This is a genomic window from Rothia sp. SD9660Na (genome assembly GCF_030064065.1).
GTDB lineage: Bacteria > Actinomycetota > Actinomycetes > Actinomycetales > Micrococcaceae > Rothia.
Genome location: NZ_CP125946.1, coordinates 282,211 through 298,591, shown reverse-complemented (window position 1 = coordinate 298,591; position 16,381 = coordinate 282,211). Strand labels below are relative to the sequence as shown.

General features: G+C 61.4%; 16 protein-coding genes and 3 tRNA genes. 5 read left to right on the top strand and 14 right to left on the bottom strand.

The window, feature by feature from the left end:
* Positions 1-128: 128 nt before the first annotated feature.
* A complete protein-coding gene (locus QM007_RS01575; protein ID WP_283490258.1) occupies positions 129-1,265 on the bottom strand; it encodes a histidinol-phosphate transaminase in 1,137 nt (378 codons plus the stop codon).
* Between the two features lie 145 nt (positions 1,266-1,410).
* On the opposite strand from QM007_RS01575, the gene QM007_RS01570 reads away from it, so the two are divergent.
* Positions 1,411-1,485, top strand: a tRNA-Thr gene (locus QM007_RS01570).
* Between the two features lie 124 nt (positions 1,486-1,609).
* Here QM007_RS01570 and QM007_RS01565 read toward each other — a convergent pair.
* The 4 genes from QM007_RS01565 to QM007_RS01550 all read right to left on the bottom strand — a co-directional run bounded on the left by QM007_RS01565 (position 1,610) and on the right by QM007_RS01550 (position 4,689).
* Entirely contained in the window at positions 1,610-1,846 is a 237-nt protein-coding gene (locus QM007_RS01565; RefSeq protein ID WP_283490257.1) for a hypothetical protein, read from the bottom strand.
* 35 nt (positions 1,847-1,881) lie between these two features.
* Complete coding sequence (locus QM007_RS01560; RefSeq protein WP_502949066.1) at positions 1,882-2,733, bottom strand: HpcH/HpaI aldolase/citrate lyase family protein; 852 nt, start codon at positions 2,731-2,733, stop codon at positions 1,882-1,884.
* An 86-nt stretch (positions 2,734-2,819) separates the two neighbouring features.
* Complete coding sequence (locus QM007_RS01555; protein ID WP_283490256.1) at positions 2,820-3,578, bottom strand: ABC transporter ATP-binding protein; 759 nt, start codon at positions 3,576-3,578, stop codon at positions 2,820-2,822.
* A gap of 19 nt (positions 3,579-3,597) precedes the next feature.
* Positions 3,598-4,689, bottom strand: coding sequence for an ABC transporter permease (locus QM007_RS01550; protein ID WP_283490255.1), 1,092 nt, complete (start codon positions 4,687-4,689; stop codon positions 3,598-3,600).
* A gap of 213 nt (positions 4,690-4,902) precedes the next feature.
* On the opposite strand from QM007_RS01550, the gene QM007_RS01545 reads away from it, so the two are divergent.
* Both QM007_RS01545 and QM007_RS01540 read left to right on the top strand, forming a co-directional pair.
* On the top strand, positions 4,903-6,228 hold the full coding sequence (locus QM007_RS01545; RefSeq protein WP_283490254.1) for a sensor histidine kinase: 1,326 nt from the start codon (positions 4,903-4,905) through the stop codon (positions 6,226-6,228).
* On the top strand, positions 6,225-6,854 hold the full coding sequence (locus QM007_RS01540; protein ID WP_283490253.1) for a response regulator: 630 nt from the start codon (positions 6,225-6,227) through the stop codon (positions 6,852-6,854). The genes QM007_RS01545 and QM007_RS01540 overlap by 4 nt, the downstream gene beginning before the upstream one ends.
* A gap of 7 nt (positions 6,855-6,861) precedes the next feature.
* Here the strand turns inward: QM007_RS01540 and QM007_RS01535 are convergent, their stop codons facing one another.
* The 5 genes from QM007_RS01535 to QM007_RS01515 all read right to left on the bottom strand — a co-directional run bounded on the left by QM007_RS01535 (position 6,862) and on the right by QM007_RS01515 (position 12,598).
* Positions 6,862-8,028 carry an acyltransferase family protein gene (locus QM007_RS01535; RefSeq protein WP_283490252.1) on the bottom strand — a complete coding sequence of 389 codons (1,167 nt, stop codon included), beginning with the start codon at positions 8,026-8,028 and terminating at the stop codon, positions 6,862-6,864.
* Positions 8,029-8,175: 147 nt separating this feature from the next.
* Positions 8,176-8,661 (bottom strand): dehydrogenase, encoded by a 486-nt coding sequence (locus QM007_RS01530; protein WP_283490251.1) that lies wholly within the window; start codon positions 8,659-8,661, stop codon positions 8,176-8,178.
* Positions 8,662-8,971: 310 nt separating this feature from the next.
* Positions 8,972-9,160: a YbdD/YjiX family protein gene (locus tag QM007_RS01525; protein WP_283490250.1), complete on the bottom strand. Its 189-nt coding sequence runs from the start codon at positions 9,158-9,160 to the stop codon at positions 8,972-8,974.
* Between the two features lie 9 nt (positions 9,161-9,169).
* Entirely contained in the window at positions 9,170-11,440 is a 2,271-nt protein-coding gene (locus tag QM007_RS01520; RefSeq protein ID WP_283490249.1) for a carbon starvation CstA family protein, read from the bottom strand.
* A gap of 165 nt (positions 11,441-11,605) precedes the next feature.
* The gene (locus tag QM007_RS01515; protein ID WP_283490975.1) at positions 11,606-12,598 is read right to left on the bottom strand and encodes an NAD(P)H-quinone oxidoreductase; all 993 of its coding nucleotides are present in this window, start codon (positions 12,596-12,598) and stop codon (positions 11,606-11,608) included.
* A 169-nt stretch (positions 12,599-12,767) separates the two neighbouring features.
* Between QM007_RS01515 and QM007_RS01510 the strand changes: the two genes are divergently transcribed.
* Positions 12,768-12,858, top strand: a tRNA-Ser gene (locus tag QM007_RS01510).
* 109 nt (positions 12,859-12,967) lie between these two features.
* Here QM007_RS01510 and QM007_RS01505 read toward each other — a convergent pair.
* Positions 12,968-13,354 (bottom strand): DUF4190 domain-containing protein, encoded by a 387-nt coding sequence (locus QM007_RS01505; RefSeq protein ID WP_283490248.1) that lies wholly within the window; start codon positions 13,352-13,354, stop codon positions 12,968-12,970.
* 177 nt (positions 13,355-13,531) lie between these two features.
* Between QM007_RS01505 and QM007_RS01500 the strand changes: the two genes are divergently transcribed.
* Positions 13,532-13,623: transfer RNA gene (locus tag QM007_RS01500), tRNA-Ser, on the top strand.
* A 147-nt stretch (positions 13,624-13,770) separates the two neighbouring features.
* On the opposite strand, the gene QM007_RS01495 is transcribed toward QM007_RS01500, so the two are convergent.
* The 3 genes from QM007_RS01495 to QM007_RS01485 form a co-directional block, all read right to left on the bottom strand.
* Positions 13,771-14,298 (bottom strand): SixA phosphatase family protein, encoded by a 528-nt coding sequence (locus QM007_RS01495; protein ID WP_283490247.1) that lies wholly within the window; start codon positions 14,296-14,298, stop codon positions 13,771-13,773.
* A gap of 9 nt (positions 14,299-14,307) precedes the next feature.
* Entirely contained in the window at positions 14,308-15,090 is a 783-nt protein-coding gene (locus QM007_RS01490; protein WP_283490246.1) for an alpha/beta fold hydrolase, read from the bottom strand.
* A gap of 128 nt (positions 15,091-15,218) precedes the next feature.
* The gene (locus QM007_RS01485; protein ID WP_283490245.1) at positions 15,219-15,992 is read right to left on the bottom strand and encodes a winged helix-turn-helix domain-containing protein; all 774 of its coding nucleotides are present in this window, start codon (positions 15,990-15,992) and stop codon (positions 15,219-15,221) included.
* Between the last annotated feature and the right edge of the window lie 389 nt (positions 15,993-16,381).

Below are 16,381 nucleotides of genomic sequence, written 5' to 3'. Positions count from 1 at the left end.
ACCTTTTCTTAACCCTACGCCTGCCGGTGGGCAGAGAGGGTCTATTTTTAGAATTTTGAGGGATTAATTGCAAATAAGTTGATAGGTGGGTGGGGGGGTAGTCCCCACCCACCTACCCGTGTGCCCGCTTAGAGAGGCTTGGTGGTGCGTTCTTCGAACTCTGCTGCGATTTTGAGCAGGCGGGCGTTGGCCTCGTCCTCACCGATACTCACACGCACGCCCTCGCCGGCAAAAGCGCGCACGGACAGGGCGTTGGCTTCAGCCAGGGCAGCGAAGGCTGCCGAGTGCTCGCCCAGAGGGAGCCAGACGAAGTTGGCCCGGGTTTCGGGCACCCAGTAGCCCAGCTCCTGGAGCTCGACAACAACCTTTTCGCGCTCAGCCACCAGGTGCTCCACGCGCTCCATAACCTCATCATTGTGGTCAAGGGAGGCCACGGCGGCTTTTTCAGCCAGGGCACTGACCGCAAAGGGGGTGGCACCCACGCGCAGGTGGGCGGTGACCTCGGGGTGGGTGATGGAGTAGCCCACGCGCAGGCCAGCCAGGCCCTGGGCCTTGGAGAAGGTGCGCAGAATAGCGACGTTGGGGTAGTCGGGGTAGACGTCCAGGCCGTTGACGGGAGGTTCTTGCCCTTCAGGAATCTCGGAGGCCGCGCAGAACTCGAAGTAGGCCTCGTCAATCACCACGAGTACGTCGCTGGGTACCTTGGCCAGGAAGTCACGTACCTGGGACTCGGTGACGGCCGGGCCGGTGGGGTTGTTGGGAGTGCAGATGAGGATGACGCGGGTCTGGTCGGTTACGGCGGCAGCCATGGCGTCCAGGTCATGGGCGCCGTTGGGCAGGTTGGGCACCTGCACGCTCTTAGCACCGGCCAGGCCAACGCAGATGGGGTAGGCCTCGAAGGAACGCCAGGCGTAGATAACTTCGTCCTGCACACCGTCGGCGTGGGTACCTGCAAAGGTGGTCAGAATCTGAGTCAGGGCGCCCAGGCTTCCTGCACCGGTGACGATATCCTCGGGGTCAACCTCCAGGTGCTCCCCTAGCGCGGTGCGCAGGGCAGTGGAGAGCGGGTCGGGGTAGCGGTGGACGGTATCAAACTCAGCCAGAATCTGAGCGACCGAGGCTACCGGCCCGAAGGGGTTCTCGTTGGATGAGAGCTTGTACTGGGTAAGCCCCTCAACCGGTGCCGGGGGTTTACCTGCGGCGTACTTAGGGAGCTGATTGAAAACCGGGCGGGGGTGCAGCCCGGAGCGCTGTGAATGTGTCATACCATCCATTCTAGTGTCGCAGACCACAAAATCTAGGGTTGGGGGTACCGCTCTTTTGGTCAGCGGTGCACGCAACCGGTGGTTGCAGCCCTCTCTTTCTGGTAAAGTTTTCTTTCGTTCGCCCCTGATAAAGGGGTGAGAGCAGGCCTCCATAGCTCAGGGGTAGAGCATTTCCCTCGTAAAGAAAAGGTCGTCGGTTCAAATCCGACTGGGGGCTCCACTAAAGAAAATCTCTCGGCCCGCACCTCAACCAGTGCGGGCCGCGAGATTTTTTGTTGTCTATAGACCGCCCGTGCGGACGCGTCCGCCCGCTTCCGGCGACACCCCAGCCTGCACGGGCGGGCTTAGCCTTCGTCCAGGTGGTTTTCGGCCCCGTACCCAATCAGGTAGGCCCAAATCCAGGCCGTCACGACCGCCAGGAAGGGGACCACCAGCAGGTGGGTGTCGTTGGCAAAAAGCCAGCGATAGAAGCCCCAGAGAGCCAGCGAGGGCATAAGGAGCAGGGCAAAGAGCAACAGGAAACCGCGGGAGAATCCACCGCGGGGCGTCCTGCGCGTTTGAAAACCAAGATAATTCTTCACGCAACCTATCCTATCGCTGCCACCTGGGGGTTCTTCTAGCTACGCCACAGGCCGTAGGTCTTGGCCAGGGAGGAGACCTTGCGGGCACGGGCCAGGCGGGGCAGGTAGGAGCCGTCCTTGGGCACAGAGTCCCCCTCACTCTTCTGCAGTAGCTCGCGGGCCCACTCGATTTCATCGGCGCTGGGAGCCAGACCAACGTTGATGGTTTCAGTCTGGCCGGGGTCGAGAGTGAGCTTGCCGGTCATACCGTGGCTGGTGGTCACCGCGCAGTCCTTGAGCAGATCTCCGCCGTGCTTGCCCACGGAGGGGCCGTCAATAGGACCAGCAAGACCGCCCACGCGTGAGGCCAGCACCAGCTGCGAGCGTGCGTAGGCCAGAGCGATGGGGTCGGCGGAGACACCGGTGTCGCGGCGGTAATCACCCACGCCGAAGGCTAGGCGGAAGGTGCCAGGGGCCTTAGCAATACGCACAACGTTCACCATGCCCAGTGCGGTTTCAATCAGGGCGATGACGGGGGTACCAGCAGGGAGCATCATGGCGGTGCGGGTGACGTGGTCAGGGTGCTCGGCCATGGCCAGCATGACGCCTTTGAGACCGCTCGCCCGGTTGAGGGCTTCAAGGTCTTTGGCCCAGTGGTCACTTTCAATGCCGTTGATGCGCACCCAGGCTGAGGCGCCCTGGTTGAGCATCTCGATGATGTGCTCGCGGGCCTCGTCCTTCTGCTCTTCGGGGCAGCCGTCCTCTAGGTCGATGATGACCGAGTCCGCCTCAGATTCGAGGGCTGCGGCAATGGTTTCTTCGCTTGCGGCGGCAGAGACCAGCAGCCAGGAGCGGGAGAGGCGGGCGGGCAGGGAGGCTGCGCGTTCGTTGCGGTGAAAGTTAATCACGAGTGTGTCCTTGTAAAGGTTATTTTGACCGCTTCAAGTTTACCCTGCCCGCTTGCCCCGGGGATGGCTGTCTCTCAGAGTAAAACCTAGGCTGCCGGTGAGTTCTCTAGGCGGCCGTCGACCATGTGCTCGACCCGGTCGGTGAGCTGTACCTGTTCAAGGTCATGGGTAATCATGAGGGTTGCGGTGTTGAACTCGGCGGTGACCTTGGACAGGAGCTCGACGATGGCGGCGGAGCGTTCGGCATCGAGGGCGCTGGTGGGCTCGTCGGCCAGGAGCAGGGAGGGCGAGCCCATGAGGGCGCGGGCGATGTTGACGCGCTGACGCTGGCCGCCAGAGAGCTGGTGCACACGGCGGTTGGCGGCGTCGCCCAGCCCTACCATGTCGAGCAAGTCGGCAGCGGTAGCGCGGGCGGCTTTGAGTTCTGCCCCGCGGGCGCCGCTGATGCGGGCGGTGAGTTCTAGCTGCTCGACGGCGGTGAGGGAGGCAATGAGGTTAGGCTGCTGGAAGATGATGCCGATGTCGGTACGGCGCAGGGCCGCGAGGTCGGCGTCCTTGTAGGCGGTGGTGTCGGTGCCGCTGATCAGGCGGGCCCCGGCGGTGGGGGTGATAAGCCCGGCGGCGACCGAGAGCAGGGAGGACTTACCCGAGCCGGATGCCCCGGTCAAGGCGATGAACTCGCCGCGGCTGGCGGTGAGGTTCACGTGGTCCAGGGCGCGCATGGTGCGCGGGTTTCCCTGCTCGTCTACGCCGTCGGGGTAGTCCAGCACGATGTCGCGCAGTTCAAGGACGCTGGGGGCAGCTAGGGTTTCTTCGGCCAGGGGGCGGGTGAGAAGGTCAGTCATGAGTGGTCTCTTTTCTGTTCTAGTTGCCGCCGAGGGCAATCATGGGGTCTACGGTGGCAACGCGGCGCAGGGCGATGAGGGCTCCGCCCATGCCCAGGGCCCAGATGCCAGCAGCGGGCCCGGCGATGGTGGGGGCTGAGAGTTGGAAGGGGACGGCTCCTGCGGCCAGGGTGCCGAGGCCCCAGCCCACCAGGGCACCGAGGGCGGCACCGACGGCGAGAATCACGGCTGCCTGGGCGAGGGCGTCCTTGGTCAGGAAGGCGCGGGAAGCGCCCAGGGCTCGCATGACGGCGATGTCGCGGGTGCGCTGGATGGTCCAGACGGTCAAGAAGGAGATAATTACCAGGGCGGAGATGCCGTAGAGGAAGCCCTGCATGGTTTTGAGGGAGCCATTCTCGGAGGAGTAAGCGGGCAGGGCTGCAAAGGACTCGCGGGTGGTCAGGGCCTGGGTTCCGGTGGCTTCTGCGGTGGCGGCATAGTCAGCACTGCCGGAGACAGCCAGGACGGTGCCGAGCACGGCGCTCTGCCCCTCAGTTTCACGCTGGTGGGTGATGCCCTGCCAGGTGGTGGTGGTTGCCCAGCCTGCGTTGGTGTGGGAGTAGAAGGTGTCCTCGGTGATGCCTGAGACGGTTACGTCGGTGCCCGAGAAGGTGACGGTATCGCCCACGGTCGCGCCAATCTCTTCAGCGACGCCGGTGGGTAGGGCGATCTGGCCGTCACCGGGCTCGGCACCCTGAATCAGGGGCGCGGTACGCTCAGCCAGATCAGAACCGACAGGGGTAGCAATCAGGCTCATCGAAGCGGCCCCGGTGCCCTCAACCTTGCCGGTGAGGAGACCAACCGGGGTGGCACTCACACCGGCTGCCTGCCAGGTCTCCTGCAGGCCTGCCGTAGTAGCCGAATCGGTAAAGGATGCCTTGCCATCGCTCTCAGACGGGGCGAATACGAAGCGGTCAGCCCCCATCTTTTCAAGGGCATCGGTGTTCTGGTTGCCCAGACCACCGGTGAGGCCGGTGAGCATGACCAGCAACAGGGTAATCAGGGCTACAGTCGCCCCAATCAGGGTGAAACGGCCCTTAGCAAAGAGGATGTCACGCCAACCGACGAACATGACTGCACTACCTTTCAAACACAGGAAAACTTGATACTTCTATTCAAGCTCCCACCGGGGGTTACCCACATCGGGGTAAGGGTTGAACCTGGAATCAACCATTTGGTTGATGCGCCCGCCCGCTGTGCAGACTTCTTGGGCTGGGTGCAGGGTTTTCTCTGCACACAGCCCAAAAAACCTACACAGTCTCAGCTAAAGGTAAAGTGAGTTTCTATGACAATCGTGCCCCCTGCCCCGCCCGCTACTTCCTCGCAGCAAACCCTGCTGGTGCTCAAGATTCTGCGGGTTAGTCTGCACGTCATGTTTGCTTTTCTGCTGTGTTTCGGTGCCATTCTGGCCCTGATTGGCAGTGTCTACCAGGTGCGGCATGCCGCGCTCGGGGTGCTCTCCCTGGTGCTCGGGGGCGTTTATCTTGCCGGGACGGTCTACGAGAACCGGCAGGGGCTGCCGACTACCCTCACCACCCGCTTTACCCCGGCTCTCTTGTGGCTACTAATCATCACCCTGCTGTGGCTGGGGCTTATGGCGCTCGATAGCTCCTTCACCTGGGTGGTCTTCCCCATCATGTTCCTCTATCTGCACCTGCTCACACCCCTAGCAGGAGTAGCTGCCACCCTCGTCCTCTGTGCTCTGGCCATTGCCCTGCCCCTGGTGGGGCCTGCCGGGTTTGGCCTCGACTACCTGCTGGCAGAAGGCCTAGCTCCCGGCTACCTTATCGGCCCTACTCTCGGTGCACTGCTCGCCATTGTCATTTCCTTCACCTACCGGGCTCTGCGCGCCGATGCTGCCCGCCAGTACCAGCTCGCCCAGCAGCTTCGTGCGGTGCATGCCGAGCTCGTCCAGCAGCAGTACAGCGCCGGTAAGCTCGAAGAACGCGAGCGCCTGGCCCGCGAAATCCACGACACCCTGGCGCAGGGACTCTCATCCATTGTGCTGGTTTCTCGGGCAGCGGCGTCCTCGCTTCAGGAAGGAAAGGCGGACGCCGCAGCCGCCCAGGTGCGTGTTATCCAGGACTCTGCCGCCGCCAACCTGGCTGAGGCCCGCCGCTTTATCCGGGATCTCTCATCCCCCGCCCTGGATGATTCCCTGGTGTCAGCGCTCAGGGCTCTCGCGGCCTCCACCGAGACCGCCCAAAAGGCTGCCGGAAAACCCCTCACCTGCGCCTTTATTCTCGAAGGGAAGGAAGAAACAGCCAACGCCCTACCCGAGGCGGTTTCAGCAACCCTCATGCGCGTGGCCCAGGGTGCCCTGGCCAACGTCGCCGCCCACGCCGAAGCCAGCCGTGCGGCCCTCACCCTGAGCATCTGGCCCGGCGAAGTCACCCTCGACATCTTCGATAACGGCCGCGGCTTCACCCCCACTCCCCTAGTAGCAGGAACCCTCAGCGAAACCGGAACCGGCTACGGGCTCACCTCCCTCGGCGAGCGCGTTGCCCGCCTCGACGGTAGCCTAGACATTGAAAGCACCCCCGGTGAAGGCACCGTCCTCACCGCCCGTATCCCCCTCAACCAGCACCGACCCGAACAGGAGGCCCAGTGACCGTCCGCGCCCTACTCGTTGATGACCACCCCGTTGTACGCGCCGGCCTGCGCGCGATGTTCGAAAGTTTTGAGGGCATCGACGTGGTTGCCGAAGCAGCCGACGGGTCAGCTGCGCTTGCCGTAGCCGCCGAACAGGCCCGGACTGGGGCGGTGCTGGATGTGGTGGTTATGGACATTCAGATGAAGCCCATGGATGGTATCGAGGCAACCCGCGCTTTCAAGGCTGCGGGCGGGCCGCCGGTGCTGATTTTGACGACCTTTGACACCCAGGGTGATATCGTTGCGGCGATTGAGGCAGGGGCCCTGGGCTACCTACTGAAGGACGCCCCGCCCGATCAGGTACAGGCGGCGGTGCTGGCGACGGCGCGGGGTGAGCGGACGCTGTCGCCCGAGATCACGGCGGCCCTGATGGAGCGTATGCAGCGGCCCGCTATTTCTCTGTCGGCCCGGGAGATGGAGCTGCTCAAGCTGTTGGCTACCGGGGCGACCAATAAGGAGCTGGCTGAGGCCCTCTTTATTTCTCAGGCCACGGTGAAGACCCACCTGGTGCATATCTACACCAAGCTGGGTGTCGATAACCGCACGGCAGCTATCGCTGCGGCCCGGAGCGAGGGGCTGCTCTAGCTCTTCTTTAGCTCTTGGTTCCCAGGGGGCCGGGGGTATCGGCCGCTGCCGCTTGTTTCTTCCAGCTCGCCCCGAAGTAGAGGTCTTTAAAGCGCATCACCGGCACTTCGATCGCCAGGTACATAGCTACACCGGCAGCCACACCCAGCAAGGCCAGCAGGGTAACCTGGGTCGGAGTCGGCAGCCCGTGCAGGTAGGGTTCTAGGGTCTTGAAGAGCACATCGTGCACCAGGTAAATGCTGTAGCTCGACAGGCCAATCAGCTGTAGGGGCCGCCAGGCCAAGAAACGGTGTACCGTAGCGCCCAGGGGCTGGCGCGAGGCAACCAGGCCCCAGAGCATCACAGCGGACGCCGCCCATGCCTGGAGCGAATAGCGCACCGTATCGCGGAAGGTCTCATCGCGAATCACCAGGGTCAGCAGGTAGACCCCCAGGGCGGCGAAAAGTACCCAGTTGCGCCCTAGAAGTGGGATGGTGCGTCCGTCCTGAATTAGGGCCCCTGACCGGTAGCGGCGGCCCACGACCTCGCGCCCCAGTACCATCTCGTCCGCGGCGTAGCGGTGGTACCACAGGGCGGTGAGCATGCCGATGGCAATAGCCTCCATGCGGGTGTCGGTGCCGAAGTAGATGCGATCAGTGCTAGCCCCCGCATCATGTAAAACCCAGCGAGACAGTGACGAGTAGAGCACCACGGTCACACCCAGTACGGTCAGGGCCCGACGGTAGGCAGTCCAGCGCACCAGCACCAGCCAGATTAGGGCAAAGACCAGGTAGAACTGCTCTTCAATCGACAGGGACCACATCACGTGCGTGCCCGGCAGCACGGTAATCTGCGAGTCCAGGTAGCGCAGGTTAAAGAAGAAGAAGACCTGCCCCAGAAAGTCCAGGGTATCGACGGCCCCACCCATCGACCGATAGACCAGCGTGGGTATCACAATCGCCAGAATCAGGGGCGGAGCGATTTTGAGCAGGCGGCGAATGTAGAAGCCTGCTAGGTCGAAGCTACCGGTCTTATCGCGCTCCCGCAGCAGCAGGTAGGTGATAATGAAACCCGAGATGGCAAAGAAAATTGTTACACCCGACCCGCCCGGCACAAAGGTCAGCCCGGCGTGGGAAAACACCACCAGAAGCACCGCAAAAGCGCGCATCGCATCAATGTGGGCGTAGCGGTTCACGGCGTAGAAATCCCCTCTGAATCAGGTGCGGTGTGTGGCGGTGCCCTGAGAAAGCGCGAACGGGCACCCACCTACCTTACCGGCTAGCAGCGCAGGTGGGCAGGTACTTTTTAGGGGATAGCTACGCGATATGGGTGACAGAACCGGTTAGGACGCCGGGGCCAGCGCTTCCTGCCGGGCAGCTTCCAGGCGGGCTTCGGCGTCCGCAACGTGCTGCTCTACCGTCTCAACCCGGCGGGCGATGGTGGCGGTGCGGGTACAGTCGGTGCCGCAATCACCGGCGCAACGGGTCATAGCCAGGGCTTCAGCACAAAGGGCCAGGGAGTTACCCGCCTTGGAAAGCGCCCGGTGCAGGTCGGAGTACACCCCGGTGGGAGAAGCGGGAATATCGTTTGATTCACTAGGAGCCAGTCGCTGGGCCTCGGTGGCAATAGTGCGTACGCGCGGCAGCAGGTCAGCCAACTCGTTAGCCAGGGGGACAAGCTCTTCAAGAGTGGGCCCGGCAGGCACCCGTTCAAGAATCTGGTGGAAGCGGTCGAGGCCACGGACGAAGCGGTCGTGGGCGCGGCGCCAGAGGCCTTTGCCAAGTTCGGCGTCGTCCCTGCGGCTCTGCAGGAAGTCTTTGATACCCACGGCTACTCCTTTCACGAGGTCTACATACTTAGGTTACCCTAATATTTGCTACTGGATGTTGGAAAAGCGAGGTACGGGGACACACTCCGCCGACTAACCTTCTCGCCGGTTCGCTAGCTGGCTCGCAAGCTCGCCAGATTCGCACCGAGATTTATTTTCCTCGCGCGCTCGGAATCTCGGTGCTCATCACCAGCGATTCATGCCAGCCTCAGCCAGTCGGCTTCCGTGTGTCCCCGTACCTCGCTATATCGAGACTTCATTGTGATGCGCTACGGCAAGTCTTCCCTTCGCGCGTAGCCTCTCACTGTTCCTAGCAACACCGAGCTCCCGGGTTCTTATCGAGGGAGTCAGTGTAGTCCTTCCAGAACTCCCGCTCGGTCATAGGATCATGGGTACAGCCGCTGGCGCGGTGGTGGGCCAGGTACTTCTGGTACTTATCGGCGCCCATAACTCCACTAGCGAACCAGCGGATGCGGGCGAGGAAAGAACGGATGCTCATACTCCCCTCCTAGTGGCCACTGTGCCCGGCAGAACCGCTGATCTGGTCGGGGTGCTTGCGGTAGAACTCCTGCCACTGGGCCTCTAGCTCCCGCTCAGCGGGCGTGGCAATCATGCCAGCCGGGGCGTAGAGCTTCGACTCGATGTAGGGGTTTTCCTTGCTTTCCTTCGCGTGGCCGTTCTTAGCCTTGACGACCTCAATCAGGGCGGTAACAACGACCACCAGGGTCAGCACCACGAAGAGGATAGAAAGCGAGCCCTGCACGAAGGTGTTGCGTACAACCGCCTCCATGGCAGCCACGTCCTTCGCCGCACCCAGCGAAGTTTCACCGGCTGCCAGAGCGTCCTTGTAGCGGAAGTGATTAGCCCAGTAGCCCACAGCAGGGTTGGACGAGAAAATCTTCTGGTAGGAGCCCACTACCGTAACGACCAGGTCGAAGACCAGGGGCAGGGCGATAATCCAGAGGTACTTGAAGCGGCCCTTATTCGCGGCAATCGCCAGGCAGACAGCCAGCGCAACAGCAGCCAGCAGCTGGTTAGCGATACCAAAGAGGGGGTAGAAGGTGTTGATGCCACCGAGCGGGTCGGTAACGCCCAGAATCAGAATCGAACCCCAGCCTGCCACCATGACGGCAGTGGTCAGCCAGGCGCCCAGTCGCCAGTTATGGTCACGGAACTTGGGGAAGAAGTTGCCCAGGGTATCCGAGAGCATGAAGCGGGCTACGCGGGTACCGGCGTCCACCGCAGTGAGAATGAAGAGGGCCTCAAACATGATGGCGAAGTGGTACCAGAAGCTGGTGAGTTCGAACCAGGGCAGCATCTGGTTGAGAATGAGCGCCATGCCCACGGCCAGGGTGGGGGCGCCACCGGTGCGGGAGACGATGGAGTGCTCGCCGACGGCGTCCGCGGTGCCCTGCAGCAGTTCGGGGGTGACGTGCACGCCGGTTAGGCCCAGGGAGTTAACAAAGACAGCCGCTGATTCGACAGTACCGCCGGTTGCCCCAGCTGCTGAGTTCATGGCGAAGTAGATGCCGCGGTCGATAGTGACAGCAGCGACCAGGGCCATGATGGCCACAAAAGACTCCATGAGCATGCCACCGTAGCCAATGAAACGGGTCTGGCGTTCCTTTTCAACCATCTTGGGAGTGGTACCCGAGGCGATCAGGGCGTGGAATCCAGACAGAGCACCGCAGGCGATGGTGACGAAGAGGAAGGGGAAGAGGGAACCCGACCAGACGGGGCCATCGGCGCGGCCGGCGAACTCGCTGATGGCAGGAACGGTGATTTCAGGGCGGACTACGATAATGCCGACAGCCAGCAGCATGATGGTGCCCACTTTCATGAAGGTTGAGAGGTAGTCGCGCGGGGCGAGCAGCAACCAGACGGGCAGGACGGCGGCAATAAAGCCGTAGATAATGACGCACCAGGCCAGGGTGACGCGGTCAAGCAGCAGGTACTCCATACCCCAGGCGGTGTTGGAGACCCAGCCGCCGCCCACAATAGCGGCCATGAGCAGGACAAAGCCAATCAGCGATACTTCGCCCACCTTACCGGGGCGCAGGTAGCGCAGGTAAACACCCATGAAGAGGGCGATGGGGATAGTCATGCCCACCGAGAAAACACCCCAGGGGGATTCACCCAGGGCGTTGACCACAACCAGGGCAAGGATAGCGGTAATGATGATCATGATGGCCAGGGTTGCCAGAATGGCGGCATAGCCACCTACAGTTCCTAGCTCTTCCTTGGCCATCTGGCCCAGGGAGCGGCCGCCCCGGCGCATGGAGAAGAAGAGCACCAGGTAGTCCTGCACGGCACCAGCAAAAATAACACCAACAATGATCCAGATAGTGCCGGGCAAAAAGCCCATCTGGGCTGCCAGGACGGGGCCTACCAGGGGACCAGCGCCCGCGATAGCGGCGAAGTGGTGGCCGTAGAGTACGCGGCGATCGGTGGCGGCGTAGTCCTTGCCGTCAGCGTCGTATTCGGCGGGGGTCGCGCGGCGGTCATCGGGCTGGGTAAGTTTGGCTTCGATGAAGCGGGCGTAGAAGCGGTAGGCAATCAGATAGCTACAGACGGCGGCGAAGACAAACCAGATGGCGTTGACGGTTTCTCCGCGGAAGATAGCGATCATGGACCAGGAAACCGCTCCGACCAGGGCGATGAGGGCCCAGATGGCGATGGTTTTGGGCTTCCAGGTGTGGTGTTCGGCATCGAGCACGTCGGGGTCAACGTAGGCTTGTGGCCGCTCCTGCTCTAGGGTTGAAGAGCTCTGTGGTGACATGGTGAGGCTCCAATGTGACTGTGATGTCCCACAACTGTGTGGGTGCGTGCAATCACACCTTACTCCCCCTATGGGGCCAGGTCACATGTTACGACCCTTATGACATCGTTTTTCACTCACTATGTCATCCAGCAAGCCCCAGGATGGTTTCAAGGACTCCCGCCCCTAGGGGGTCAGCAGGATTTTGCCGCGGTGCTCCCCAGCTTCTAAATGGGCGTGGGCTTCTGATGCCCGCTCAAGCGGGAAGACAGCGCTGGTATGGTTTGAGATCTCCCCACTTTCGATCAGGGGCCACACAAACTGCCCCACACCGTCCACAATGCGGGCCTTATCCGAAGCCGACCGCGAACGCAGGGAGGTGGCATGCACGCTCAAGCGGCGCGGGAGCATATACCCCAGATTAAGCTGCCCCTTGGGTCCGCCCTGCAGGCCAATGACGGCCATAGAGCCATCTACCGCTAGGGTCTTAATGTTCCCTTCCAGGTAGGCTCCGCCCACAACATCCAGGATGTAGTCGACCCCGCGTCCGTCCGTCAGCAGGCGAGCGGTTTCGCGAAAATCCTGAGTGCGGTAGTTGATAGCCTCAGCACCCAGTGCCCGGATAAAATCACACTTTTCATCACTACCGCCGGTAGCAAAAACCTGCAGCCCCAAGGCTCGGGCCAGTTCGATAGCGTGGGTACCAATGCCGCCGGTACCACCGTGAATGAGCAGAGTTTTGCCGTCGTTATCTTCAGGGGCGGTAGATACCCCCAGGGTGAGCACCAGGTTGGAGTAGACCGTTGCAGCTACCTCGATAAGCCCGGCAGCGTCCTCGAGGCTGGTGCCTTCGGGCACCGGCAGGGTATGGCTCAGATCCACCGCCACGTACTCGGCATACCCACCGCCAGCGAGCAGGGCAACCCGCTCCAGGTCCAGGTAGCCCCCATCGACACCCTCCCCTACGGCTTCCACCGTACCTGAGACCTCCAGGCCGTAGATAGAACTAGCCCCAGGGGGCGGAGGGTAAAAACCCTGCCGCTGGGAGACATCCGCCCGGTTAACCCCGCTGGCCGCCACCCGTAGCAGCACCTGGCCGGGGCCAGGTGTCGGCGTAGGTTGCTCGCTCACGACCAGCACCTCGGTGCCGCCGTGTTCTTCTTCGAGGATGGCGCGCATGGGGAACTCCTTCTCAGACAGGTTTTTCTGCCCCTTCTCGGGGCGGATGGGCGGACGGACGCTTGCTGCCCGCCCCTTACCCCAGCCTAACGAGAGCAAGGGCACAAAGACCACTATTTTGCTTTAGGGCGGCAACTGTGTACCATGGTAGAAGTGCTCAGCACAGTTTGGATGGTTGTCCGAGCGGCCGAAGGAGCTGGTCTTGAAAACCAGTAGGCGGCAACCCCGTCTCGTGGGTTCAAATCCCACACCATCCGCCAAGAAAGCCCGCTTCCGTAAGGGAGCGGGGCTTTTTTATGCCCGGATTCGGGCATAAAACGGGGGCAGGCATTTAACCTACCCCCGTTCTCTCAGCAAGAAACTCTGACGCTAGTAGGCAGAAGATGTACTAGTAGCGCTGACCAGAACAACGATAAAGACAATGTAGGCGATGATAAACAGCAGGGAGAGGATGCCCAGCACCAGCCCAATCCAGCCGGTGACCTTACCGACGGTTGCCTCAGCCCCGTAGGATTCAGCCTTGCGGACCTGGGAAAGAGCCAGGGGACCAAAAACTACGCCGAGGCCCGCAATCACGATGGACAGAATACCGAAAATCATGGCGTTCTGGGCGTGCTTCTGCCCCTCAGGGTTTACAGCAACCTGGCCGTAGGGCTGGTTGTAGTTCTGGGCGTAGGGCTGCTCGCTGGGCGCACTATAGGAGCCGTAGTTCTGACCTGAATTCTGGGGGTTCTGCTGGTTGTACGATTCTGACACGCCGATTTCCTTACCGTTGGGTACTGAGTGTTACCTGTGCCATTTTATCAAGTGGTCCACAGCAAGCTCCAGGGTTAGCGCCTGTATCTCACGGGGTTTTGACCGGCGCTACTTTTGTCGCTAGTATGGGTAGAGCTGTGTTGCTAGGCCACGTTGACGAGCCTCTACACAGACTATGGAGACGTGCCAGAGCGGCCGAATGGACTTCACTGCTAATGAAGGGTCGGGGTTAAACTCGACCGGGGGTTCAAATCCCCCCGTCTCCGCCACAAAACCCCGGTTGATATGCTCAACCGGGGTTTTTCTGTGCCCTCTTAGAAACTCACTAGGCCGGTGGGCCGCTCACCACCATATATGGCGATGCCACCACACATGGCAACAGCAGCGCAGGTGCGGACGCCCGCAGGCAACTCTCGCTAAAAGGTCGCGAAGTGGGTGAGGCGGGCTTCACCTTCAATGAGCTGGACCCAGTCGCCCGCTACCTCAAAGACCGTGAGGGAGGAGGGAGCGTACCCGTAGGAGGCGTCCATCAGTGCCTCGTAGTCTGAGTCAGGGCGGGCCAGCTGCAGGGCGGCATCCTGGACTCCGGGCAGGTGGGCAATCAGCATCAGGGACTGCACGCCCGCCGGAGTGCGGTTGATGGCGGTCAGCAAGGCTGAAGCTGGTGCATTGTAGAGGCGTTCGTCCAGACTAGCCGTGGGGGCCTTCTCCCCCAGTGCATCCGACACCCAGGTAGTGGTCTGCCGTGTGCGCAGGGCCGCTGAGCTAACCAGCATTTCGGGAAACAGCTCATTCTGCTTGAGCCAGGCCCCAGCCCGCCGGGCCTGCTCACTCCCGTGGCGGGTCAGCGGGCGATTGAAGTCGTCAAGCCCCCAGTCAGCTTCAGCATGACGCATGATAATGAGAGTGCGGGCGTCGTGACGGGGTAGGGCGAAGTCTGTCATACACCCATCCTAGCCGTCGAGGCCGATAAAGCGCTTGAGCAGGTAGACGGTCTCTTCGGGCTTCTCAGAGTGCACCCAGTGCCCGGCCCCCTTGATCACCACACGGCGTACTAGGGGGAAAAGCTTCTTCATGGGCTCAAGGTCAGCATCTGTGATATAGGGGGAGTCCCCGCCTGCAACCCACAGCACCGGCTTCTCAAAAACTCCGTCAGCCCCCGGCCAGCCCATAATCTCAGGCAGATGGCGACGGAGCATCTGCAGGTTGGGTTCCCAGGAGTTACCGGTCTTTGACATGGTCAGATTCTGCAGCAGGAAGGCGCGAGTGCCCGCCGCAGGCACATTGACGGCAAGGTCCGCATCGGCCTGGGAACGGGTGGTGTAGGTTTCGATGGGCAGGTTCAGCATGGAGCCCATCAGAATTTCAAAGCTCCCCTTGGACTCCCCCGGGGCAATATCAATAACCACCAGCTTGCTCACCAGGTGGGGGTGGCGCAGGGCCAGCAGCATAGCGATTTTGCCGCCCATAGAGTGCCCCATGAGCATGACGGGCTCACCGGCACTATAGTCTTCCACTGCCTCAGCTGCCAGGTCTGCCATCTGCCGATAGTCGAAGCTCTCTGTCCAGTAGCTCGCCCCGTGGTTAGGTAGGTCAACGAGCAGGGTTTGCACCCCCTCCCCCAGCCCCTTCGCAATACGGGTGAAGTTCTTACCCCGCCCCAGCAGACCGTGCAAAAAGACAGTTTTGATGGGGCCAGAGCCAACAAGAGAAGTTTTCAGAGAGGGAACAGTCATGACCTCTACTCTACTACCGCCCGCTCCCCCGGTAGCAGGTAGCCGAGGCGGGGCGTCCGCACATATAAAGAGCGCCGCACCCAGCCTGTATAGCTAAGTGCGGCGCTCTTCGCACGGTGGGTATAAGCCTAGATGGAGTATTCCGGTGCTGCCCAGACAACAACCTCGGGGTGCTCGTAGAAACGATAGCCCTGGCCGCGCACGGTACGCACGGTATTCGATAGGCGGCCCAGCTTGGAGCGCAGACGACGAATGTGCACGTCAATGGTGCGCTCATTGGGGACTTCTTCAGCGTCACGCCACAGGCTGGTGAGCAGCTCTTCGCGGGCAACGGTGCGCTGGCCATTTTCAACCAGGTAGTTGAGGAGCTCAAACTCCTTGTAGGTGAGGTTGAGCAGTTCGCCGTCCAGGTAAACCTCGCGGCGGGAAAGATCAATCAGCACGCCCACTGAGTGGGTGGGCTTGGCGTCCTCGCCACCGTGATGGGCGGACGCCGGCACTGCCCCAGGCTGGTAGTGCACGGCGGTGGGGTCTCCCAGAGCATTGCGGACGACCTCAAGGTCGCTACCCTGCGCATCGGCAGGGGCCAGCGCCACAGCGGCGTAGGACTCTGCACCAGGCACCTGATTCTGCACGTAGGCGCGGGTATCTTGGACGATTCGCACCAAAGAGGTTCCGTGGTTAGCAGCAGCTTCTTCGCTGAGGCCAACATAAATGACGAAGCCGCGAGCTTCGTTCTCCTGCGCAGCTGCGCGCGGAGGCTCAGGCTTGTAGGTCATAGGGCGAAGATTAGCGGGCTGCTGCTTTGCAGCACCACGACTATGGCCGGCTGCGCTCTGCTGGCGCTGAGCGGCAGAACGGTTGCGCTGCGAGATGTGAACATACCCCGGTGCACCTGACATTTTGCCTACCTTCTCCCTGTACGAGTTGAGTATTAGTGTGTGGTTCCGTTAGAAAGCAAACCCCGTGTGTGGGCGGGCCTGCTGTCTACTTTTAATCGTTGTCAGAATTTGTATTTAAAGCAAGTAATATTCGCGTATTTTTTCAACTTATCTGAGTCTAGCCCCCAAGTGAGGGTCAGCAAACATGAAAATCCTTACACTCCACGGCATACTTTTACACCCTAGGTTCTAAATAAAGCCTTGGTGCTCCCTGTTTTCTGTATATTTTTACCTGCCGAAAAAACCAGACAACTAGAACACCTGAAACTCAAATGTCAATACCTTTTTATGGGCAAATCTCACCATGCAATATATTTGCCATCACGCACCGGGTCGACAACGGGCGTCCG